General features: G+C 58.6%; 19 protein-coding genes and 1 pseudogene. 11 read left to right on the forward strand and 9 right to left on the reverse strand.

Translation table 11 applies throughout. From position 1 onward, the window contains the following. Positions 1 to 918: 918 nt before the first annotated feature. From ACN1C3_RS19145 to ACN1C3_RS19155, 3 genes and pseudogenes are all read left to right on the forward strand, one after another. A pseudogene (locus ACN1C3_RS19145) lies at positions 919 to 1,269 on the forward strand (site-specific integrase); the annotation flags it as partial. Positions 1,270 to 1,289: 20 nt separating this feature from the next. Further along, a complete protein-coding gene (locus tag ACN1C3_RS19150) occupies positions 1,290 to 2,879 on the forward strand; it encodes an ABC-F family ATPase (protein ID WP_419117330.1) in 1,590 nt (529 codons plus the stop codon). Positions 2,880 to 3,189: 310 nt separating this feature from the next. Then, positions 3,190 to 4,374 (forward strand): MFS transporter, encoded by a 1,185-nt coding sequence (locus ACN1C3_RS19155; protein ID WP_419117331.1) that lies wholly within the window; start codon positions 3,190 to 3,192, stop codon positions 4,372 to 4,374. Here the strand turns inward: ACN1C3_RS19155 and ACN1C3_RS19160 are convergent. Next, positions 4,351 to 5,415: an alpha/beta hydrolase family protein gene (locus tag ACN1C3_RS19160; protein WP_419117332.1), complete on the reverse strand. Its 1,065-nt coding sequence runs from the start codon at positions 5,413 to 5,415 to the stop codon at positions 4,351 to 4,353. The two genes, ACN1C3_RS19155 and ACN1C3_RS19160, sit on opposite strands and share 24 nt — an antisense overlap. Positions 5,416 to 5,668: 253 nt before the next feature. After that, on the reverse strand, positions 5,669 to 6,280 hold the full coding sequence (locus ACN1C3_RS19165) for an FMN-dependent NADH-azoreductase (protein WP_419117333.1): 612 nt from the start codon (positions 6,278 to 6,280) through the stop codon (positions 5,669 to 5,671). Positions 6,281 to 6,410: 130 nt separating this feature from the next. Between ACN1C3_RS19165 and ACN1C3_RS19170 the strand changes: the two genes are divergently transcribed. Together ACN1C3_RS19170 and ACN1C3_RS19175 are read left to right on the forward strand one after the other, a co-directional pair. After that, entirely contained in the window at positions 6,411 to 7,319 is a 909-nt protein-coding gene (locus ACN1C3_RS19170; RefSeq protein WP_419117334.1) for a LysR substrate-binding domain-containing protein, read from the forward strand. Positions 7,320 to 7,330: 11 nt separating this feature from the next. Further along, a complete protein-coding gene (locus tag ACN1C3_RS19175; RefSeq protein ID WP_419117490.1) occupies positions 7,331 to 7,675 on the forward strand; it encodes an MmcQ/YjbR family DNA-binding protein in 345 nt (114 codons plus the stop codon). On the opposite strand, the gene ACN1C3_RS19180 is transcribed toward ACN1C3_RS19175, so the two are convergent. Continuing rightward, a complete protein-coding gene (locus ACN1C3_RS19180; RefSeq protein WP_419117491.1) occupies positions 7,672 to 8,100 on the reverse strand; it encodes a DUF1294 domain-containing protein in 429 nt (142 codons plus the stop codon). The genes ACN1C3_RS19175 and ACN1C3_RS19180 overlap by 4 nt on opposite strands. Then, positions 8,097 to 8,927 (reverse strand): undecaprenyl-diphosphate phosphatase, encoded by an 831-nt coding sequence (locus ACN1C3_RS19185; RefSeq protein ID WP_419117335.1) that lies wholly within the window; start codon positions 8,925 to 8,927, stop codon positions 8,097 to 8,099. The genes ACN1C3_RS19180 and ACN1C3_RS19185 overlap by 4 nt, the downstream gene beginning before the upstream one ends. Positions 8,928 to 9,219: 292 nt before the next feature. Between ACN1C3_RS19185 and ACN1C3_RS19190 the strand changes: the two genes are divergently transcribed. Next, a complete protein-coding gene (locus ACN1C3_RS19190) occupies positions 9,220 to 10,854 on the forward strand; it encodes a methyl-accepting chemotaxis protein (protein ID WP_419117336.1) in 1,635 nt (544 codons plus the stop codon). 80 nt (positions 10,855 to 10,934) lie between these two features. Here ACN1C3_RS19190 and betA read toward each other — a convergent pair whose 3' ends face one another. From betA to speB, 4 genes are all read right to left on the reverse strand, one after another. Continuing rightward, positions 10,935 to 12,623 carry a choline dehydrogenase gene (gene betA, locus ACN1C3_RS19195; protein ID WP_419117337.1) on the reverse strand — a complete coding sequence of 563 codons (1,689 nt, stop codon included), beginning with the start codon at positions 12,621 to 12,623 and terminating at the stop codon, positions 10,935 to 10,937. Positions 12,624 to 12,625: 2 nt separating this feature from the next. Beyond that, positions 12,626 to 14,194, reverse strand: a complete 1,569-nt coding sequence (locus ACN1C3_RS19200; RefSeq protein ID WP_419117338.1) for a purine-cytosine permease family protein — start codon at positions 14,192 to 14,194, stop codon at positions 12,626 to 12,628. A gap of 122 nt (positions 14,195 to 14,316) precedes the next feature. Further along, positions 14,317 to 15,825: an aldehyde dehydrogenase family protein gene (locus ACN1C3_RS19205; RefSeq protein ID WP_419117339.1), complete on the reverse strand. Its 1,509-nt coding sequence runs from the start codon at positions 15,823 to 15,825 to the stop codon at positions 14,317 to 14,319. A 96-nt stretch (positions 15,826 to 15,921) separates the two neighbouring features. After that, a complete protein-coding gene (gene speB, locus ACN1C3_RS19210; RefSeq protein WP_419117340.1) occupies positions 15,922 to 16,899 on the reverse strand; it encodes an agmatinase in 978 nt (325 codons plus the stop codon). Positions 16,900 to 17,053: 154 nt separating this feature from the next. Between speB and ACN1C3_RS19215 the strand changes: the two genes are divergently transcribed. From ACN1C3_RS19215 to ACN1C3_RS19235, 5 genes are all read left to right on the forward strand, one after another. Continuing rightward, positions 17,054 to 17,968, forward strand: a complete 915-nt coding sequence (locus ACN1C3_RS19215; RefSeq protein WP_419117341.1) for a LysR family transcriptional regulator — start codon at positions 17,054 to 17,056, stop codon at positions 17,966 to 17,968. 122 nt (positions 17,969 to 18,090) lie between these two features. Further along, positions 18,091 to 19,626 (forward strand): sigma-54-dependent transcriptional regulator, encoded by a 1,536-nt coding sequence (locus ACN1C3_RS19220; protein ID WP_419117342.1) that lies wholly within the window; start codon positions 18,091 to 18,093, stop codon positions 19,624 to 19,626. Between the two features lie 317 nt (positions 19,627 to 19,943). Then, positions 19,944 to 21,200 (forward strand): serine hydroxymethyltransferase, encoded by a 1,257-nt coding sequence (gene glyA / locus ACN1C3_RS19225; RefSeq protein ID WP_419117343.1) that lies wholly within the window; start codon positions 19,944 to 19,946, stop codon positions 21,198 to 21,200. A gap of 54 nt (positions 21,201 to 21,254) precedes the next feature. Beyond that, the gene (pnuC, locus tag ACN1C3_RS19230) at positions 21,255 to 21,818 is read left to right on the forward strand and encodes a nicotinamide riboside transporter PnuC (protein WP_419117344.1); all 564 of its coding nucleotides are present in this window, start codon (positions 21,255 to 21,257) and stop codon (positions 21,816 to 21,818) included. After that, a complete protein-coding gene (locus ACN1C3_RS19235; RefSeq protein ID WP_419117345.1) occupies positions 21,815 to 22,339 on the forward strand; it encodes an AAA family ATPase in 525 nt (174 codons plus the stop codon). The genes pnuC and ACN1C3_RS19235 overlap by 4 nt, the downstream gene beginning before the upstream one ends. A 533-nt stretch (positions 22,340 to 22,872) precedes the next feature. Here the strand turns inward: ACN1C3_RS19235 and ACN1C3_RS19240 are convergent. Then, complete coding sequence (locus ACN1C3_RS19240; RefSeq protein ID WP_419117492.1) at positions 22,873 to 22,947, reverse strand: hypothetical protein; 75 nt, start codon at positions 22,945 to 22,947, stop codon at positions 22,873 to 22,875. Positions 22,948 to 23,037 lie beyond the last annotated feature (90 nt).

Genomic DNA, 23,037 nt, shown 5'->3' on the forward strand with positions numbered 1-23,037 from the left:
CGCGTCAATTGATGGCATTGATGGGCTGAAAGGCCCTTTTTTCCTGAGCACCTCAGAAAAACAAATGCCCCGACAAGTCGGGGCATTTGTTTTTTGGCCTTGGCCGGCTGTGTTTTCACACAGTCTGCACTGCGTCGGGTTTTCTTTGAAATAGGCCGTCAGCCGAGCGGGAAGTCAATCCTTATAAATCAAAACAAAATCTTCAGCGGAAAGGGACTCGCCCCTGCCTAAAAAAACGACTGGAACTCCCTGGAAAGTCCCTCTGAAAAAATCAGCACTCGACGTGATCGCATCCGTAGCCTGCCGCGACCATATCTGTAGCTGAGTCACTTTCTTACCCTCGAGCGCTGACTGAGATAGAGCGCACAATATTCTTTCTTTCATGCAGCCTCCTTCATCTGATAGATCACCGCTGCAACAGGGCTTAGCGCCATCCGGTCGATATCCTCGCAGCACTCGAAGCATAGCTGGATAAATCCCTCCCATTCGCGCCCCCTGCGCACTGACTCAAGGCGCGCCCCCCCACAGCGCGCGCAAGGCTGTCTCGGTCTTTATCAATAGCGGTGATGGTTTTCTCCAGACGAAAAAAAGCACGCCCCCTGATGCCGGGTCGACGGCACGATCACTCATCGTCATCTAATCGGAACCTGCTCAAAACAGGGGATCCCGGCAGCTTGCTGGTCTCAACCTCAACATGCCTCCCGCCACAGTGCTCGCAATTGAAGACCTGGCCGTCGATGTCCTCGTCAAAGCAAAGCTCTACGGACGTATCTTGTTTGCATTTCTGGCAGATGAGTTTTCTCGTCATGGCTGTAACCCCTGAGAATTTGACCGTCTGAGCTTAGCCAACTTTTTCCATGACCACCGAGAGACATCCTCATGCCCACAGAAAACCAAATCACCCAGCCTCTGAGCGTCGAGCGTCGTAAAAAAGGTTCCGGAAGAATCAAGGAATTTCCCTATGTGTTCCCTCCGTCCAAGCACAGTGAGTACGTGAAACAGACCTCAGACCTGCATAAACAATGGGGACCGGCGCTCGAAGAGCTAAAAATCCGTTACCGGCCGCCGTACAACTGCCGTCACACATATGCGACAATATGCTTAATGTCCAATATGAATCCCGCATTTATTGCTCAGCAACTTGGCCACAGCGTCCAAATGTTGCTGTCGACTTATGCCCGCTGGCTCAGCTCAAGCTCAGACTGGACCGAACTGGAAAAGCTCCAGATTGGTATCAAATCGGTATCAGTACAAAACGGCCAGCTCTAAACCATTGATAGGTAAGGTAATTGATCTCCACAGCTAACATCACGATGCAGTTCGGCGCCAAGCCGTTATTCGAGAACGTTTCGGTCAAATTTGGCGCCGGTAACCGTTATGGCCTGATCGGCGCTAACGGTTGCGGCAAGTCGACCTTCATGAAAATCCTCGGTGGCGACCTGGAGTCTTCCGGTGGCCAGGTGATGCTGGAGCCGAACGTACGTCTGGGTAAGCTGCGCCAGGACCAGTTCGCCTACGAAGAATTCACCGTGCTCGACACCGTGATCATGGGTCACGAAGAGCTGTGGAAGGTCAAGGCCGAGCGCGATCGCATCTACTCGCTGCCGGAAATGACCGAAGAAGATGGCATGGCCGTGGCCGAGCTGGAAACCGAGTTCGCCGAGATGGACGGCTACACCGCCGAATCCCGTGCCGGTGAGCTGCTGTTGGGTCTGGGTATCGGCATCGAGCAGCACAATGGCCCGATGAGCGAAGTATCGCCGGGCTGGAAACTGCGAGTGTTGCTGGCCCAGGCGTTGTTCTCCGATCCAGAAGTGCTGTTGCTCGATGAACCGACCAACCACCTGGACATCAACACCATCCGCTGGCTGGAAAACATTCTGACCCAGCGCAACAGCCTGATGATCATCATCTCCCACGATAGACACTTCCTGAACAGTGTCTGCACTCACATGGCTGACCTGGACTATGGCGAACTGCGCCTGTTCCCGGGCAACTATGACGAGTACATGACCGTGGCCACCCAGTCGCGCGAACAACTGCTCTCGGACAACGCCAAGAAGAAGGCGCAGATCTCTGAACTGCAATCCTTCGTCAGCCGCTTCTCGGCCAACGCCTCGAAAGCCAAGCAAGCCACTTCCCGCGCCAAGCAGATCGACAAGATCCAGCTGGCCGAAGTCAAGCCGTCGAGCCGGGTCAGCCCGTTCATCCGCTTCGACCAGACCAAGAAGATCCATCGCCAGGCGGTCATCGTCGAGCGTATGGCTAAGGGCTTCGATGGCAAGACGCTGTTCAAGGACTTCAGCTTCACCGTCGAAGCCGGCGAGCGCGTGGCGATCATCGGTCCGAACGGTATCGGCAAGACCACCCTCTTGCGCACGCTGGTCAACGAGCTGAGCCCGGATGCCGGTACAGTGAAATGGACCGAAGCCGCGGAACTGGGCTATTACGCACAGGATCACGCGTCTGACTTCGAAGACGAGTCCAATCTGTTTGACTGGATGGGTCGCTGGACCAAGGAAGGCGAGCAAGTGGTTCGCGGCACCCTGGGCCGGATGCTGTTCTCCAACGACGAGATCCTCAAGTCGGTCAAGGTCATCTCCGGTGGTGAACAAGGTCGCATGCTGTTCGGCAAATTGATTCTGCAAAAGCCGAACGTGCTGATCATGGACGAACCGACCAACCACTTGGACATGGAATCCATCGAGGCGCTGAACCTGGCGCTGGAAAACTACCCGGGCACGCTGATCTTCGTCAGCCACGACCGGGAGTTCGTGTCGTCCCTGGCGACCCGTATCATCGAGCTGAGCCCGAGCGGTGTGATGGACTTCAGCGGCACCTATGACGACTACCTGCGTAGCCAGGGTGTGGTGTTCTGATTTAGCACCAACGCTGCAGCGTCAAACCAAAGCCCTGTCCTTGTGATGGGGCTTTTGTGTTTTAGGGCTGGGATTTTCAGTGGTCTCAGGACCATATCGCGAGCAGGCTCGCTCCCACGTTATTAGATTGGTGTTGTGCCACAAATGGTGGACACGCCATCGATCAAGTGTGGGAGCGAGCCTGCTCGCGATGGCGGTCTGACAGGCACCGCAGCTTACGATGACTAAACAAATAGTTAGCCTGCTTCCTTTTATTTCACACTCACGCCATGATGCAGTTCTCCAACCGCCCACCCGCGAACGAGCCCTCATGTCTGCGCAGCAAACGCCTCCTCTCAGCTCCATGGCGATCACCCTGCAGATCGTCTCCATCGTGTTCTACACCTTTATTGCATTTCTCTGCATCGGCCTGCCGATTGCCGTGCTGCCCGGTTATGTCCACGAACAACTGGGTTTCAGCGCGGTGATTGCCGGGCTGACCATCGGCTCACAGTACCTCGCGACCCTGCTCAGCCGCCCCATGGCCGGGCGCATGTCGGACAGCATCGGTACCAAGCGCGCGATCATTTACGGCTTGATCGGGATTGTCTTGAGCGGTGGGCTGACGCTGATTTCCACACTGCTGCAAAGCCTGCCGTTACTGAGTTTGCTGATTCTGATCGGCGGCCGCTTGTTGCTGGGTATCGCCCAAGGCTTGATCGGGGTCGGCACCATCAGTTGGTGCATGGGCCAGGTCGGCGTGGAGCATACGGCCCGCTCGATTTCCTGGAATGGCATCGCCTCTTATGGCGCCATCGCCATTGGCGCGCCGCTGGGCGTGGTGATGGTCGGTGAGTTGGGCTTTGCCAGCCTCGGCATCGCCCTGTCGCTGCTGGCAGCGGCGGCGCTACTGCTGATCCGCAACAAACCCTCGGTGCCGGTAATTCGTGGCGAACGCCTGCCATTTTGGGCGGTGTTCGGGCGCATTGCCCCGTATGGCGCCAGCCTAAGCCTGGCGTCGATCGGCTACGGCACCTTAACCACCTTTATTACACTCTTCTATGTCAGTCGCGGCTGGACTGGTGCCGCGTACTGCCTGACGGTATTCGGGCTGTGTTTTATTCTCGCGCGGCTGCTCTTTATTTCCAGCATCAGCCGGTTCGGGGGCTTCACGGCAGCGATCGCCTGTATGTGTATTGAAACCGTGGGCCTGGTATTGCTCTGGCTTGCACCCTCAACCGGCTATGCCCTGCTGGGCGCCGGGATGACCGGTTTCGGTTTGTCGCTGGTTTACCCAGCCCTCGGTGTCGAAGCGATCAAACAAGTACCGAGCACCAGCCGTGGCGCGGGCCTGAGTGCTTATGCGGTGTTTTTCGATCTGGCGCTGGCGATTGCCGGGCCATTGATGGGCGCCGTGGCGCTGAATCTGGGTTACTCGTGGATCTTCTTCTGCGCGGCTCTGTTGTCTGTAACCGGATTAGGTTTGACCCTGTTATTGAAGCGCCGGGCCCTGTAGAAGCGACTGATCGGCAGTCTGCAACCCTGCCCTGCTTGGCTTGCCCAGCGCATCGGAAAAGAAACGCCCGGCTTCAGAGATCATGTTGCGGTGAATGTCTTTGCGATCGACGCCGTCAGCATCGGTGCACAACGCCGGCATGGCCGCCTGCTGCTCCTCGGTACAGGGCGCCAAGAAGACAAAATGCCCGGCACCGGCCAATAACTTGAAGTCCGGGGCTGTCGGCAGCTTGCGCGCCAGCGCAGCGGCGTTTTTGTCGAAAGCCACCAGTTTGTCGCCATCTCCGCTGTAAAGCAGCACCGGCACATGCACATCAGCCAGGGTATGACGACCAAACTTGAGACTCAGCGGCGCCATCAGCAGCAAAGCGTGAACCCGCGGGTCGGCGACAGGCTGCAAGTCATCACGATCGACGATCAATTCGCCTTGGGTGTTACAGGCGTCGTTGTCGTCAGGGCGCTCCTGGCAATATCGGCGCAGCCGATCCAGATCCGGCGTGGCACCGGACAGGATCAATGCGGTTTCGCCGCCGGCCGAATAGCCAATCACCCCGACCTGTTCAGCATTGACGAACGGCGACAGCATCGGATCCCCCAGTGTCGCGGTAATCGCTTCGGAAATCTGCAGCGGCCGGCCATACAGGTTGCTCAAGGTGCCAAGGCGACTGTGATCCTTGTAATTGTCGCCGGGGTGAATCACCGCGACCACCACAAAGCCTTTACGTGCCAGCGAGGTCGCCAGGTCATGCAGGGCTAGCGGCGTTCCGGTGTTACCGTGGGACAGCATCAGCATCGGAAACCGACCAATCGCGACTTTGGCGTCTTTGGTGGCTTCGATCAGATAACCCTCGACCTTGCTTGAATGCTCTATGCCGGTCGACGGGTAAAAGGCGATGGCTCGCATCGGCTGCAAATCCAGCGGATCGAGAAAGCTCATCTCATGGAAGCCGACGCTCCAATGAGGATGCGGCGCAGGCGCGGCTTGCACTGAAATCAGGCTGCTGAACAGGCAGATCAGTAACACTGCACAAAGACGCATCATCGGATGCCCACCTTCGCTGCGTAACAAGAAAGCCCGTTTTTTGCTGCCATCCCTTACAACCAAGGCTTTGTGCCAGTCTTGGCCGCTTCTGAGGCGTACACAGTACGGGGTCGATTACCCATGACTGCATAACCTGGGCCAAATCCTGAAACGTCAGACACAAAAAACTCCGTACTCTGACCATCTACTGGCGGTCAGAATACAGAGTTTAGTGAGTGTTGCCTGAGCTATTTAGTCAGTCTTTACACAAGTTTTACGCTGCAGCGAACAATTGTTCGCTGATCTGCACCTGAGCATCGCTCATGGCTTTAACGCGAACTTCGTCACCGTAGGCCAGGCCATGGGCACGGACGAACTCGATGTCAGTGATACCGATGAAACCAAACAGGACCTTCAAGTACTCTTCGTGGGCGACGCCAGTCGCTTGACCGACATGCAAACCACCGGAAGTCGACACCACCACGACTTTCTTGTTACCGCACAGGCCTTCAGGGCCGGCTTCGGTGTAACGGAAGGTCTGGCCGGCAACCGCGATACGGTCGATCCAGGCTTTGAGCTGGGTTGGAATGGTGAAGTTGTACATCGGCGCTGCGATGACCACGGCGTCAGCGGCGAGGAATTCAGCCAGGGTCGAAGCGCTCAGCTCAGCTTCGTGCTGTTGCGCGGCGTTGCGCAGTTCAGCAGTCGTGCCGGCAGCAACCAGAGTGGTGGCGGAAAAGTGGCTGATGGCATCGCTTGCCAGGTCGCGGTAAGTCACCACGGCTGCCGGCTCAGCGGCTTGCCAGGCTTGAACGACGCTGCGGCTGAGCTGACGGGAAGCCGAGTTGTCGCCCAGAATGCTCGAATCGATATGCAACAGTTTCATGTGGGATTCTCCAAGTGAGGATCGCCACCGGGCGATCAAGTGAGAACAATCCTACAGATGAAACCAATGGCTGATTAGCCGGCATTAATGCGATAGTTCGTCTCACTGATAGAACAGTCGAGTATTGACGATGCAAGACCTCAATGATCTCTACTATTTCGCCAAGGTCGTCGAAGCCGGAGGTTTCGCCGCCGCCGGGCGCATGCTGGGCATTCCAAAATCGCGTCTATCCCGGCGCATTGCCGAGCTGGAGGAACGGCTCAATGCCCGACTGCTACAGCGCACTACCCGCCAATTGAAACTGACGGCCGTCGGCGAGCGTTACCTTCGGCACTGCCAGGCCATGCTGCTGGAGGCGGAAATGGCTGACGAAGCGGTTGCCAGCATGTCCAGTGAGCCCCGCGGACGCTTGCGAGTGTCGTGCCCTGTGGGTCTGGCCCATGAGTTCTGGCCGTCGGTGACCAGCACCTTCCTTGAGAAATATCCGCAAGTCCAGCTTGAGATGATGTTGCTAAATCGGCGTGTCGACCTGGTGAACGAAGGCATCGACGTGGCCTTGCGAGTCAGGGAACTGGGTGATGAAGACCCCTTACTGGTCACCCGACGCCTGCGCCAAGCCCAGACAATCATGGTTGCCTCCCCGGCCTTTGTCCGCGAACGGCAGATCAACACCCCCGAGGATTTGAAGAGTATTCCGGTATTGGGTGCTCTGGAAGCTGATCGTCTGGTCCACCTGCGTATGCTCGATGCACAGGGAAACGCCTGTGAGCTGGCGCTTGAAGCACGCTTGGGCGTCGACGATTTCATTGTCCGCAAAGCCTGCACACTGGCAGGTCTGGGCTTCACTATCCTGCCGATGATGTATTGCGAACAGGAGCTGGAAAACGGCCAGCTGGTTCAGCTATTGCCCGAGTGGTCGCTGCCTGGCGGCTGGCTGCAAGCGGTCTACCCTCATCGGCGCGGGGTGCTGCCAGCGGTGCGCGCCTGGATTGACCATTTGACCGAATCGTTCAAAAGCTGCGGAGATCGACTGTTATGAAAGGTAAACCCATGACCGAAGAGGACGTGGCGAACTTCTGCCTGGCGCTGCCCGGTGCCAGAGAGGATTACAAATGGGGTGGCGTGCGGGTGTTCTCGATTGCCGGGAACAAGATGTTTGCACTGCAGAACCTGCGGGGTGCATCGCTGGCCTTCAAGGTCGACAAAGACTTGTTTCTCGGCCATGTCGATCGCCCAGGCATTCACCCCGCGCCTTATCTGGCGCGGGCGCAGTGGATCATCATGGAAACGCCCTACCCGCTGGCCACCGATGAACTGCAAGGCTTGCTGCAACGCTCCCATCAATTGGTGGTCAGCAAGTTGCCCAAGCGCGTGCAGGTCGGGTTACAGCTTTAGAACAGGGAAAACAGAGTGGCACCGAGGAACAGCTGGTCAATCCAGAAGGCCTGGTGCAACAGGACGATGATCCAGAGCACCAGTTGATACGAGATTTTTCGCGTCTTGTGCCGGAATAGCTGCTGGGCCAACAACGCGCCCGGCCAGCCACCGGCCAGTTCCACGGCATGCAGAACGTTTTCCGGCGTACGCCAACTGTCGGCGCGGGCCTTGCGCTTGTCGTTCCAGTACAGGAAGAACGCCAGCAGGCTGACGATCCCGTAGGCCGCCAAGGGAATAATGGAAATCCCACGAAGCCACAACATTGCCGAACCGAAACCTGGCAATGTGCACAACGCCAGAAAAACCAACCCTTTGAATCGCGGGTTCTGAACAGCAACCCCGGGCTGTTGCCCGGAGTTGGTGCGTGACCGTGGCTCGATCACGCTTTGGCGGCCGACCAGTCGACCCAACCGAACTGCCAGGTGGCGAGGATCAGCAGGCCGAAGGCAATCCGATACCAGGCAAACGCCGCGTAGCTGTGGCTGGCGATGAACTTGAGCAGCCCTTTGACCGCAATCATCGCGAAGATGAACGCGGTGACGAAGCCAACGGCGAACACTGGAAAGTCTGCAGGCTGGAACAAATGACGGTATTTAAAGCCCGAGTACATCGCTGCACCGACCATGGTCGGCATCGCCAGGAAGAACGAAAACTCCGTGGCGGTTTTGCGCGACAAGCCGAACAGCAAGCCCCCGATGATGGTCGAGCCGGAACGCGAAGTACCGGGAATCATCGCCAGGCATTGGGCAAAGCCGACTTTCAGTGCGTCTTTCCAGGTGATTTCATCGACGCTTTCAGCATGCACTTCGTGTTGGCGGCGCTCGGCCCAGAGCATGATGATGCCGCCTACCACCAAGGCTGTGGCGACGGTAATCGGGTTAAACAGGTATTTGTGAATCAGGTCGGCGAAAATCACCCCCAACACCACGGCCGGCATGAACGCGATCAGCAGATTGATCGTGAATCGCTGGGCGTTGCGCTGTGTCGGCAATCCAACGACAACATCGAGGATTTTGCGGCGAAATTCCCACACTACCGCCAGAATCGCCCCGAGCTGGATGATGATGTTGAAGGCCATGGCCCTTTCACCACCAAAATTCAGCAAGTCCGCGACAATAATCTGGTGTCCGGTACTGGAAATCGGTAAAAACTCCGTCAGCCCCTCTACAACCCCTAAAATCAATGCCTGAACGGCGGTCCAAAGATCCATCAATCCCCCATGAAGCAATGCCTCCAGGCACGCCTCGTTAATATTTTTTAAAGCGTCAACTGCGCTGGCGCAGCTGAATTTCTGCGCGCATAAGATCCATAAAAAACCGTAAAAACTCCGTGAAAAGTCAGGCCGAATTCAGGTTTTTCCATGCGCGGCCGAAATCCTATCAGACATACCCGATTAACGCTGTCGCGTTAGTAGGCTTGGGTCAGATTGGCTAACACCCAGTACCGTGCCTGAATGCCGACAGATATTTAATGACAATAAAAAGAATCTGGAGTGACGGGTTATGAATAGCTTGCGCAGTGTGTCCATCAGTCGTCGGTTGTGGCTCATCCTGATAGTGGCTGTGCTGATGCTATTGACCTTGGGCCTGTTGATGCTCAAGCAGATTCACGATGACCTGTATCAGGCCAAGGCGCAGAAAACCCAGCACGTCGTGCAGACGGCCAATGGGGTGCTGGCTTATTACCACGGCCTCGAAACCGCCGGCACCTTGAGCCGTGACGCTGCGCAGAAACAGGCACTGAGCGTGGTTCGCGGTTTACGTTACGACCAGAACGACTACTTCTGGATCAACGATCTGAAGCCGGTGATGATCATGCATCCGGCCAATCCAAAACTCGAAGGCCAGGACCTCTCAGGGATCAAGGATCCTGACGGCCTTGCACTGTTCAACGCGATGGTGAGCATCGCCAAGGCCAAAGGCGCCGGCATGCTCGACTACCGCTGGCCAAAACCAGGCGCCAGTGCACCGGTCCAGAAAACCTCCTATGTGCAGCTGTTCGAACCCTGGGGCTGGGTTATCGGCTCCGGCGTGTACATCGATGATATGCAGGCTGAGTTCTACGGCCAGGTATGGGAGGCGTCGTTCATTGGCCTCGCCATCGCGCTGATCATGGCGCTGCTGGTGATTTTGATCGCCCGCAGCATTGTGCGTCCGCTGCAGGAAACAGTTCAGGCCATGGCCAATATCGCCAGCGGCGAAAGCGATTTGACCCGCAGCCTCGATACCCACGGGCAGGATGAAGTCACTCAACTGGCCCGGCACTTCAACAGCTTCACTGCCAAACTGCGTCAGGTCATCACTCAGTTACAAGTATCTGCCAGCGCCTTGGGTCAGTCCTCTGCCGATCTGGGCAGCAACGCCACGCAGGCTCAGGAACGTAGTCAGCAGCAATCCCAGCAAATGGAACGGGTGGCCACGGCGATCAATGAAGTGACCTACGGCGTACAGGACGTGGCGAAAAACGCCAAGCAGGCGGCCAGCGAAATGCGTGATGCCGAGGCACAGGCCCAACAAGGCCAGGTGAATATCGACGGCAGCTTGCAGCAGATCGATCAGCTGTCGACCACCATTGATCAAGCGGTCGAGGTCATCCGCACGCTGGCGGCAGAAAGCACGCAGATCGGCAGCGTACTCGAGGTGATCCGCTCCATCGCCGAACAAACCAACCTGCTGGCGCTCAACGCGGCGATTGAAGCGGCCCGAGCCGGTGAGCAAGGTCGCGGTTTTGCGGTGGTCGCCGATGAAGTCCGGCTGCTGGCCCAACGCACGCAGAAGTCCACGGCCGAGATTCAGTCGATGATTGAACGCCTGCAAAAACATTCCGAAGCAGCCGTCAACGTCATCAGCGACAGCAGTCGGGCATCGCAACTGACCATCGAGCAAGCAGGCCTGGCCAGCGTCAGTCTGAACGCCATCGGCCAGGCGCTGCGTAATCTCAATGGCCTGAATGCGTCGATCGCCAGTGCGACGTTGCAACAGGCGCATGTGGTCGAGGACATCAACCAAAACGTCACCCAGGCTGCCGGCCTGTCCCACAGCACTGCCCTGGCCGCCGAGCAATCCAGCGTCGCCAGCCTGCATCTCAAAGAGCTCAGTGGGCAGTTGAACAGCCTGCTCAAGCAGTTTCGGGTCTGATCTATCTGGATAACTGGACGACACCCACGTTGCTGCCCATTGCGGGCAGCACGCTCTCTTACAGCGACAAACCCGTCGAATCAGCAGCGGACCTTACGTACCGGCGCTGATGTGCGCTGGCGGGTTTCCCACGCCTGGGCCAGACCGACGAGCGCATCGGACGCGGGCAGCATCTTGCGTCCGCGAACCAGATCGGCGGCCCGCTCGGCAAGCATGATGGTCGGAGCGTTGAGATTACCGTTCGGCTCGCTCGGAAACACCGACGAGTCGATCACCCGTAATCCTTCAATCCCCCGTACGCGCAGTTGCGAGTCAACCACCGCCATGTCGTCCTCACCCATGCGGCATGAACCACAGGGATGGTAGGTGCTCTCCAGATTTTCGCGGACGAACGCATCGATCTCTTCGTCAGTGTTGACCAGCGGGCCGGGCGCAATTTCGCCATCACGGAAGCGATCCATCGCCGGCTGACCGATAATTTCCCGGGTCAGACGCACGCAACGTCGGAACCCCTCGCGATCCTCTTCACGTTGCAGGTAGTTGAAGAGAATTTCGGGATGCTCGTATGGGTCTGCCGAGCGAATCCGCACATGGCCTCGGCTTTTGGGTTTGTTCGGCCCGGTGAGCACCATGAAGCCGTGCCCCTTGATCGGTTTGTTGCCGTCGTAACGCATGGCAGCGGGCAGGAAGTGAAACTGGATATCGGGCCAGCGCAGCCCCTGTTCAGACCGAATGAAGCCCCCCGCCTCAAAGTGATTCGTCGCACCGAGCCCGTCCTTGCGCAGCAACCAGCGCAGGCCAATCAACAATTTGCTCAGCGGGTCCATTTTGCTGTTGAGCGTCACCGGTTCCTTGCAGCCGAACTGGATGTAAATCTCGGCGTGATCCTGCAGGTTTTCACCGACGCCAGGGAGGTGATGTTTGACTTCCACACCGGCTTTTTTCAGTACCTCGGCCGGCCCGATACCGGAGCGTTGCAACAAATGAGGGGCGCCGATCGGTCCGGCACAGATCAATACTTCCCGCTTGCAATGGACCGTATGAGTCTGGCCTTCGCGATCGTAGATAATCCCCACCGCGCGCTTGCCGTCGAGGATGACCTGACGGGTCATCGCCTTGGTGACCACGGTCAGATTGGCTCGCTGCATGGCGGGTCGCAGATAGGCGTTGGCGGTGGAACAGCGCACGCCGTTTTTCACCGTCATGTGCATGGCGCCGAAACCTTCCTGCATAAAACCATTGCAATCGTCGGTCTTGATGTAGCCCGCCTCGGCTCCCGCATCAACCCAGGCCCCGTACAGCGGGTTTTTCATGTGGTTGCCGCTGGTGGTGTGCAAGGGCCCGGAACCGCCCCGGTATTCGTCGCCACCGGCTTCGCAGCTCTCGGCGCGTTTGAAATACGGCAGGCAATTACGATAGCCCCAACCGATTGCGCCAAGGGACTCCCACTCGTCAAAGTCCAGCGCATGGCCACGGATGTACACCAGGCCATTGATGGACGAAGAGCCACCCAACACCTTACCTCGCGGACAGTGAATTCGCCGTCCGTTGAGGTACGGTTCCGGCTCGGTCTCGTAGCGCCAGTTGTACTTCGTGGTGTTCATCGGAATCGAAAAAGCACTCGGCATCTGGATCACCACGCTGCGATCGCTGCCACCGTACTCCAGCACCAGCACGCGGGTGTCGGGATCTTCAGTCAAACGGTTGGCCAGCACGCAGCCGGCAGAGCCCGCGCCGATGATGATGTAGTCATAGTGTTGGGTGGTCATGGTTATCTCCCAAAAGTCTTTTCGCTGAGCAGCGGCGCAGGACGTGAAGGCTTCTTGTCCCCGGTGGTGTAATGCGGGCAGGTCTTCTCGATGCTCTGGATCACTGCTTCTTCGTGTTTCAAGTCAATCGACCGACTGAGCCAGTAGTACGCCAGCCCCGACACGATCAACCCTACAAGCCAGGCGACGTCGATGTTGCCGAGTGCTTTGGCGAGCGGGCCGACATAGACTTCCTTCTGCGCCACGCCGTCGAAGATGTAGAAGAACGGGATCATCGCGACGAAGCCAATCGCATACGAGGCGATACCGCGCAGGCCCCAGCTGCCATAGAGGGTGTTGTGCGGCGTGAAAAAGTGCGGGATGGCGTAGCGGCCCCTGCGCACGAAGAAGTAGTCAGTCAGGTTGACCGCGGTCCAGGGCACCAGGAAGTACAACATCACCACTAGGTAAATCCCCAGCACCGACAGGCCTGTGTCCGAACCTTGAATACTCAGTGCCACGCCCAGCTGTAGCAGGATCACGAAACCAATGGCGAGGATGCGCGCCTTGCGTGTCGGTTCGATGTGTTTGATCGAGTCGACACAGGTCAGCGTGGTCAGCTTCGCGCTGTAGATGTTCATGGCGATGACCGGCAGGAACGCCAGGATTGTCACGACCACCACAGCGGTGCCAACGATTGGCGACACCGTATTGCCCACTTGCCCCAACGCAACCAGTACGTCAGTTGCATGCAGGTGATCGGCCAACCAGCCACCCACGGCGATCATCCAGGCACCGGACAGTGAGGCGCCGAGAAAGACCACCGCGATCAACTTGCCGCTTGGGGTGTTCTTCGGCAGGTAGCGCGAATAGTCGGAAACATAGGGCGCGTAAGCGATGTTGTAACTCGCGGCGGCGGCGAATTGAGTGATAAAGCCTGTCCAGTTGAAGCCTAACGGCGCCGGAGCAATCTCTCCGGCGGCGAGCAGCGGCATCGGTGCATCGGGCACCCAGTGCATCAGCACCGCCAACGTCACCAGACCGTAAAGCGGAAGCGACAGGTACAGCGCCCACTTGAAGCTGCGGTGCATCCAGTCGTGCCCAAGAATCGCCAGTACCGTCGCCGGCACCGTCACCGCTAGTGCCACCACTATCGGGTTGAAACCGAAGAGTGTTTTCAGCCCCTGCATCATCAACACCAGGTTGACGATGTTGAAACCGGCGAAGACAAACAGCGTCGCCAGCAGGACCAGAATCACCCCGCGATAACCGAACTGCGCCCGCGACTGGATCATTTGCGGCAGCCCCAGATGGGGGCCCTGGGAACCGTGGAACGCCATGAACAGCGTGCCGAACATGATGCCCAGCGTGCCGGCCAGAGTGGTCCATAAGGCGCTCAAGCCGACACTGGGGCCGACGAAGCCGATGGTCATGGTAAAGAAAGTGAAATTGCCCAGGAACCAGAACGGTCCCTGGCTTTTTAGTTTGTCAGTGCGTTCGTTTTCGGGAATGAAATCGATCGAATGCCCTTCGACGGCCAACTTGTCGTCGCGGGCAGGCGCTGTGACGGTGAGATCAGGATTAATGTGCATGACGTACTCTTATAATTATTGAAAATCATGACGAGATAACTGCAATCTTTCGGGTGAACGGCGTCCGTTCCCGCCTTCAGCGGCGCGTCATGCGTCAGGCGTGAATACGCGTGAACCGATGATCAGGGCAGGGTTATCCAGACCGCCTTGGTCTCCAGCAAGTAATCGAGTTGCTCAGCCCCCAGGTCCTTGCCGAACCCGGACTGTTTGTAACCACCGAACGGCATCGAAGGGTCGATAGTGCTGTGGGCATTGACGTATACCGTACCCGCCCGCAGCCGTGGAATAAGACCGTGTACACGGCCCAGATCGTTGGAATAGAGCGCAGCAGCCAGCCCATAAGGCGAGTCGTTGGCCAGCACCAGGGCCTCCTCTTCATCGTCGAAGGGTGCGGTGACCAGCACGGGGCCAAAAATCTCCTCCTGGACGATCCGCATGTCATTGCGGCAATGGGCGAAGATAGTCGGTTCGACGAAGTAACCGGGGCCATCGACCGGTTGGCCGCCGTAGACCAGTTCGGCACCTTCACGCTTGCCGATGGCGATGTACTCCGTCACTCGCTCCTTCTGCAAGGCCGACACCAATGGACTGATGAAACAGTCGGGGTCCAGCCCCGGGGCCATCTTCAACGTACGGGTGTAGTCGATCAGCTCGCGCAAGAACTCATCGTAAATGCTGCGATGGATGTAGGCGCGGGTACCGGCGTCGCAGACCTGACCCGAGTTGAAGAACACCCCGTTGGCGATCGCCCGGGCCGCGGCCGGCACATCAGCATCGGCCAGTACGATAACCGGTGATTTTCCTCCGAGTTCAAGGGTTAGTCGCTTCATTTCGTCCAGCGCTGCTCGCCCGACAGTGCGACCCACAGGGGTCGATCCGGTGAAGGTCAGTTTGTCGATACCGGGGTGGGTCGCCATCGCAGCGCCAACCACACTACCGCGCCCGGTCACGATGTTGATCACCCCGTCCGGGATGCCCGCTTCCTGCACCAATTCAGCGAAGCGCAAGGCCGACAACGACGTCAGTTCAGCGGGTTTGACGACGACTGTACAACCGGTGGCCAGTGCGGCACCGAGTTTCCAGGCCATGGTTTGCAGCGGGAAATTCCACGGCACAATGGCGCCGACCACACCCACCGGTTCCTTGCGGGTATAGGCCAGATAGTTGCCCGGCAAGGATGGTTCGACGGTGCGCCCGTGAAGCTTGGTCGCCCAACCGGCGAAATAGCGAAGCGTATCGACCGTGCCCTGGATATCGACATCCCGCGCTTGGGCGGCTGACTTACCCATGTCAATGGATTCGATTTCAGCCAGTTCCACGGCATGGGTTTCGATCAGATCAGCCAGGCGATGCATCATCCGTTCGCGTTCCAGCGGTTTGGCCTGGCGCCAGGTGCCGCCGTCAAACTGGGCACGGGCGGCTTGCACAGCGCGATCCAGATCGTCGGTGGTGCCCATGGGAATACGGGTGAGCAAGCCCTCAGTCGACGGCTCGATGACATCGGAGGTCTGTCCATCACTGGCCTCGACCCATGCGCCACCGATGAACATTTTCTGGGCCTTGCCGAGGAAGGCTTGAGTGGCTTCGGATACACCGAATTTCTGCAGATACTGCTTAACGATCGTGTCCATTATTATTCTCTTTGGCCGGCGATTACATTCGCGCCTGGCCACTGTGGTGGTTCAATGATCGCCCCGGTCTCGCACTGAGCCGGGGTGTTTCGTCAGTCACATAACCCGAGCTTTAGCCCGTTCGTGGTAGATAAAGCCGATGCTGTTGAGCAGCAGTTGCGCGGCGAGAATAGAGGTGACGCCGGCAGGGTCATAGACGGGCGCGACCTCCACCAGATCCATGCCGATGATGTTGCCTTTGCTGCGTTTGGCCAAAGCCTGGATGATCTCCAGCACTTCGTAATACAAGAAGCCGCCATGGCTGGGCGTACCGGTGCCCGGTGCAATGGACGGATCGAAACCGTCGATGTCGATGGTGATGTAGTAGTTGACGCCTTGTGGAATCAGCTCCAGCACGCCCTCGGTGCCAAGCCGACGGACGTCGCGGACCGACAGGATCTTCGAACCGGCGGCATGGGCCGCTTCATAATCATCGCGGTTGGACGACGACACGTTGCGGATGCCCATCTGGGTCATGCCGACGATGTGATCCATTTCCGAAGCGCGCCGCAGCGGGTTGCCATGCCCGTAGCGAACGCCATGACGCTCATCGACGAAATCCAGGTGGGCGTCGAAATGCACGATATGAATCGGTCCCTTGCCCTCGAACGCCTTGATGACCGGCGCGTGGACCGAGTGGTCGCCGCCCAGGACCACCGGCATGGCACCGGCCTGGAGAATCTTGCGCACGGCAAACTCGATGTTGTCGTTACTGGTCTGCATGTCGGTATGCACGATATCGGCATCACCCACATCGACCATTCGCACGTCATCTCGGGTCAGGTAGAGCACGTCGTCTTCATGGTCGTAAGCACCGGCATGGCCGAACGAGAACAAGGTCGACGCTTCACGAATCCCGCGCGGGCCAAAGCGAGCGCCGGAACGCCACTGGGTACCCATGTCGTTGGGCGCGCCAAGGATGGCAACGTCGGCATCCAGTGCCTCCCAATCGGTGCAGATCGGGGACTTGGCAAACGTGCAGTGGCCTACGAATGGAAGGTTCAAGCGGCCGGATTCATAACCGTTCTTAGACATGTCGATGCATCTCCGTTCTTGTTGTTTGGCGAGGGCGGAGCTGGTAAGTCACCGCCGTTGGAGTGACTATGAGCGCCGGATTTCAGAGAAAAAATGCTAACTATCCGATACTCACATCGGCATCGGCGATGCATCGACACGCAGGAGGTTGGGGTTGAATCAGTTGCACGACGTGGACTTGAAATTGCTCAGGGTGTTTGCCGCCATCGTCAAATGCGGCGGCTTTTCCGCCGCTCAGGCGGCGTTGAATGTCGGCCAGTCGACCATCAGCGAACAGATGAGCCAGCTGGAAACCCGGCTCGGCGTGAAGCTCTGCCAGCGTGGGCGCAGTGGCTTTCGCCTGACCGAGCAAGGCGTGGCGGTTTACGAATCGAGTCAACGCCTGTTGGCGGCCGTGGACAATTTCTGCCTGGATACCGATGTGCTCAAGCAGCACATCACCGGCCAGCTCAATCTGGGCATCATCGATTCGACCATCACCGACCCTGACTCACCGCTGCCAAGAACCACCCAGCGCTTTGTCTCCAGAGGGCACGACGTGCACCTCAACGTGTATGTCGGCACCCCTGCGGAACTGGAGGAACGGGTACTCGACGGCCGTCTGCATCTGGCCATCGGGCACTTTCCAATCCACGTTCCCGGTCTGGAGTACTTATCGCTTTACCAAGAGGCCCTGGGACTTTACTGCGGTCGGCGCCATCCACTGTTTGGCTGCAAAGCCGAGAGTGACGAGTTACTCAAGGAGATCGGTGAGAGCCGTATCGTCGCCCGTGGGTTCATGCAGCAATACGACCTTGAGAATTTGGGGGTCAGCAAAGCCGCAGCCACCGTGGACAACATCGAGGCGCTGGCCATTCTCATCATCTCGGGGGCTTATCTCGGCTTTCTGCCCATGCACTTCGCCGCCCAGTGGGTCAAAACCGGCGACATGCAGCAACTGGCGCCGCAGAGCCTGAGACTGATGTCACCGTTCGATGTCGTCACTCGTCGCGGCGTCGCCCCACCGCCGATTTTGCGGGTGTTCCTTGAAGACCTGGCGGCCACCGCACGCAGCGAAACCCATGCTTGAATGCCTGAGAATCAGCGACTCTGGCAGCCAGGCATCAGCCAGCCGGTGACAACCCCCTCGCCATAATCGAACGGAGCCCGGCATACTCATTGGCCTCAGTGATCACCTCTTTCAGGTTCCCTATGCGCATTCACGTCACGTTCATCGACCGCGTCGGCATCACCCAGGAAGTGCTCGCTCTGCTCGGCGCACGCGAGCTCAATCTGGATGCGGTCGAAATGGTGCCGCCGAACGTGTATATCGACGCCCCGACCCTCGACGCCGATGTACTGGAAGAGCTGCGCGAGGCTTTTTTGCGGGTGCAGGGTGTGCAAAGCGTGACGGTGGTCGACATCCTCCCCGGCCAACGCCGACGCCTGCAACTGGACGCCTTGTTGGCGGCCCTGGCCGACCCGGTATTGGCGGTGGATGGCGGCGGCCATGTACTGCTGGCCAATCCCGCCTTGATCGCCCTGTGCGGCCGCGATCCGACCGGTGAACCGCTGGCAGCACTGTTCGACGATCACACCCTGCAAAGCACCCTGGCCGAACACGGCTATCGCCTGCCGATGCGTGAAGTGACTATCAATGGCCAGAACTTGCTGCTCGATGCCATGCCAATCAGCGAAACCGGTGACCCGAACACTCAACCGCTCGCGGGTGGCCTGCTGACGCTGTACTTGCCAAACCGTATCGGCGAGCGCCTCGCAGCGCTGCATCACGACCACGCTGAAGGCTTCGATGCGCTACTGGGCGAATCACTGCCCGTACAAGCCTTGAAAACCCGTGCCCAGCGGGTGGCCGCGCTCGACGCTCCTTTGTTGATCCAGGGCGAAACCGGCACCGGCAAAGAACTGGTGGCCCGCGCCTGCCACGCTGGCAGCGCGCGACGTGACTCACCGTTCCTGGCCCTTAACTGCGCGGCGATGCCGGAGAGCCTGGCCGAGAGCGAGCTGTTCGGTTATGCCCCAGGCGCCTTCACCGGCGCCCAACGCAGCGGCAAACTCGGACTGCTGGAACTGGCGAATAACGGCACGGTGTTTCTCGACGAAATTGGTGAGATGTCGCCCTACTTGCAAGCCAAATTGCTGCGATTTTTAAGCGATGGTTGTTTCCGTCGGGTCGGCGGTGATCGCGAAGTGAAGGTCAACGTGCGCATCCTCAGCGCCACTCACCGCGATCTGGAAAAAATGGTCAGCGAAGGCAGTTTTCGTGAAGACCTGTTCTACCGGCTTAATGTGCTCAATCTGCAAGTGCCACCGCTTCGCGAGCGCGGCCATGACATCCTGTTGTTGGCCCGACACTTCCTGGAACAAGCCTGCACCCAGATTCAGCGGCCCCTCTGTCGATTGGCGCCCGCAACTTACCCCGCGCTGCTGGGCAACCGCTGGCCAGGCAATGTGCGTCAGTTGCAGAACATCATTTTTCGCGCAGCGGCGATGTGTGAAAACCCGCTGGTGGGTATCGACGACCTGGATATCGCCGGCACCGCCGTGGCATGGCACCAGGACAGTGAGATCGGCAGCCTGGAGGAAGCCGTCGAAGGTTTCGAAAAAAACCTGCTGCAACAGCTCTATGGCAATCATCCCTCCTGTCGTCAATTGGCCGCACGGCTGCAGACCTCCCACAGCGCCATCGCTCAGCGGCTGCGCAAATACGGGATTCCCGGCAAAACCTGATCTCCGACGGGGTGTCGCGTGCGTGTAGCGAAATCGCGACAGCGTATGGAATTCAAGACAGGCACCATGACGCCCCTCTCCTCCTTCCTTCCCCTCGTTAACGCCTCTTTGAACAAAAGGCCTGTATTGAATTCGCTACGCGAGCATTCATGTCGTTCATTCAAAACAAACGACAACCCACTGATATTAAACAACTAAATATAAGTGGCACCTGACTTGCTATAGAACCCGCTCAGTCAGGCTCGTGCTCGCACGAGCCTGTCAGTCGTCATTCGCCGCCGATAGCGGTCACTCACAAAAATCCAGAGGAATGCGCCATGTTCAGCAAACACGACCAAATCAAAGGCTACGACGACCTATTACTGGCAGCGATCAACGCCGAGGAAAGTCGGCAAGAGCATCACATTGAGCTGATCGCCTCGGAGAACTACACCAGCAAACGCGTCATGGAAGCGCAAGGCAGTGGCCTGACCAATAAATACGCCGAAGGCTACCCGGGCAAGCGCTACTACGGCGGTTGCGAGCACGTCGACAAGGTCGAATCCCTGGCCATCGAACGCGCCAAGCAGCTGTTCGGTGCCGATTACGCCAACGTTCAGCCGCACTCCGGCAGCCAGGCCAACGCAGCGGTGTTCCTCGCCCTGTTGCAGGCCGGCGACACTGTGCTGGGCATGAGCCTGGCCCACGGCGGTCACTTGACCCACGGCGCCAAGGTCAGCTTCTCCGGCAAACTCTATAACGCGGTGCAGTACGGCATCGACACCGCCACCGGGCTGATCGATTACGACGAAGTCGAGCGCCTGGCGGTCGAGCACACGCCGAAAATGATCATCGCCGGTTTCTCGGCCTACTCCAAGACTCTGGATTTCCCACGCTTCCGTCAGATCGCGGACAAAGTCGGCGCCTACCTGTTTGTCGACATGGCCCACGTCGCCGGTCTGGTCGCTGCTGGCCTGTACCCGAACCCGCTGCCGTACGCTGACGTGGTCACCACCACGACGCACAAAACCCTGCGCGGTCCGCGTGGTGGTCTGATCCTGGCCAAGGCCAACCCGGACCTTGAGAAAAAGCTCCAGTCCGCAGTATTCCCAGGTGGTCAGGGCGGCCCGCTGATGCACGTCATCGCCGCCAAGGCCGTGTGCTTCAAAGAAGCCCTGGAGCCCGGCTTCAAGGTGTATCAGGCCCAAGTGATCCGAAACGCCCAGGCGATGGCCAAGGTCTTTATCGAGCGAGGTTACGACGTCGTCTCCGGGGGCACCGACAACCACCTGTTTCTGGTCAGCCTGATTCGTCAGGGCCTCACCGGTAAAGACGCCGATGCCGCCTTGGGTCGCGCCGGTATCACCGTGAACAAGAACGCCGTGCCGAATGATCCACAGTCGCCGTTCGTGACCTCGGGCCTGCGTATCGGCACCCCGGCGGTCACCACTCGCGGTTTCAAGGAAGCCCAGTGCATCGAGCTCACGGGCTGGATCTGCGACATCCTTGATCACCTCGGTGACGCCGCTGTCGAGGCTCGGGTCGCCGGGCAAGCGGCGGCGTTGTGCGCGGACTTCCCGGTCTACCGCGACTAAAACGGCGGGCTATGGTTACAATCGCCCCCTCTTCGACTACCCCAAGGAATCCGCATGTCCGGGCTTGAACTGTTTGCCGCCGCACTCGGTGTGATCGCCGTCTGGCTGACAGTCAAACAAAACCCCTGGTGCTGGCCAATCGGTCTGGTCATGGTGTTGCTCTACAGCTGGATCTTCTTTGAGGTGAAGTTGTATTCCGACATGCTGTTGCAGGTGATCTATGCCGCGCTGCAACTCTATGGTTGGTGGCAATGGACTCGCGCGGGCGAGACGCAGCGTGGACGGCCAGTCAGTCAACTGGGCACTCAACCCATGCTGCTGGGTCTTGCCGTGGGGGCCGTCGTCAGTCTGCTGCTGGGGGCCGCGATGGCCCACTGGACGGATGCCGCTCAGCCATGGCTGGACGCCGCGCTGACCGGCTTCAGCCTGGTCGCGCAGTGGTGGATGGCACACAAGCGCGTGCAGTGCTGGCCGCTGTGGATTGCGCTCGATGTGATTTTCGTCGGTCTGTTTGTCTACAAGGGCTTGTACCTGACCGCCGCCCTCTATGGCCTGTTTACCCTGCTGGCTGTGCAAGGCTGGCGGGAATGGCGCGTTGATCCGGCGTTGCGCACATGAAAGTGCTGGTCTTGAGCGGCCCGGAGTCCAGCGGCAAGAGTTGGCTGGCGACTGAGTTGCAAGCCCGTTTCGGTGGGCTGCTGGTGGGTGAATATGTACGGCGCTTTATCGAAAAGGAGGCCCGCGAAACCTGCTACGAGGATATTTCGGTGATTGCACTTGGCCAGCTACGGTGGGAGGACAGGGCTCGCGTCAGACAACCGTCACTGTTGATCCTCGACACGCACCTGCTGAGCAACATGCTCTGGAGCCATGCTTTGTTCGGTGACTGCCCGGCCTGGATCGAAGAAGCCCTGCTGGCGCGGCACTACCATCTGCACCTGCTGCTCAGCCCGGAGGCGGTCGTCTGGACTGACGACGGGCAACGTTGTCAGCCAGATCTTGCCGATCGCCAGGCATTTTTCCAGGCCAGTCGCGATTGGCTTGACCGGCACCAGCAGACTTACCAGGTGCTGCGTGGCGACTGGGCACAGCGCAGGCGCGATGCATTCGAGGCGGTTAATCGGCTGCTGGGCGCCTGACTTCAGCACGCCCCGCCCGGCAAAATGTCCATTCCTGAAACACCCTCCTCCCCACAAACCCGCCAAATGAAGCGACTCAAGCCTCGCCTGAGAAAAGTGTTAATCAACTGAAACAGTCGATCCACACAGTCCATGATGAGCAATGGCGGACAGATAAACGGCGCAATGCCCGGCCATCTGTCTCAGCGTCGTTACAACAAATTTTTGACTCCTGCCACAAAAAATCACAACCCACTGTTTTAACTATAAAAATCAAAATCGGCACACCTTCTGCTCTCTTCCTCGCAACGCTGATAAGGGCCCGCGCACTTTAAGAAGGAGTTGCCGTCGTGGGGAAAATTGACAAAGGCATTTTTCGTCTCCTGCTGATCGGATGTGCATTGGGTTCGAGTATCAGTCTGCCTGTCCAGGCCGGCGATGGGGTCATCGTCCTGATGCGGGAGGTCCAACCGCGTTCCGCGACTCGCCCCCCCCTGGTTCCCGACCCTAACCCTCTGACCGTCAATGCCAACCCGTCCAGGCAAGTCATCAGTTCAACGAACGAATTGACGGACGGCGACTTTGCCAGCATCAGCAGCGGTGCAAGCATCACCGGAATGATCGCTCAAGGCACCGGCACGCTGCGCGGCAACATCAACGATCAGTCACAGCTGCCCGGCGGTTCCGCTGGACATTCCGCAGTCTCCGGCAACGGTATT

This window comes from Pseudomonas sp. H11T01 (assembly GCF_048515765.1).
Taxonomy (GTDB): domain Bacteria; phylum Pseudomonadota; class Gammaproteobacteria; order Pseudomonadales; family Pseudomonadaceae; genus Aquipseudomonas.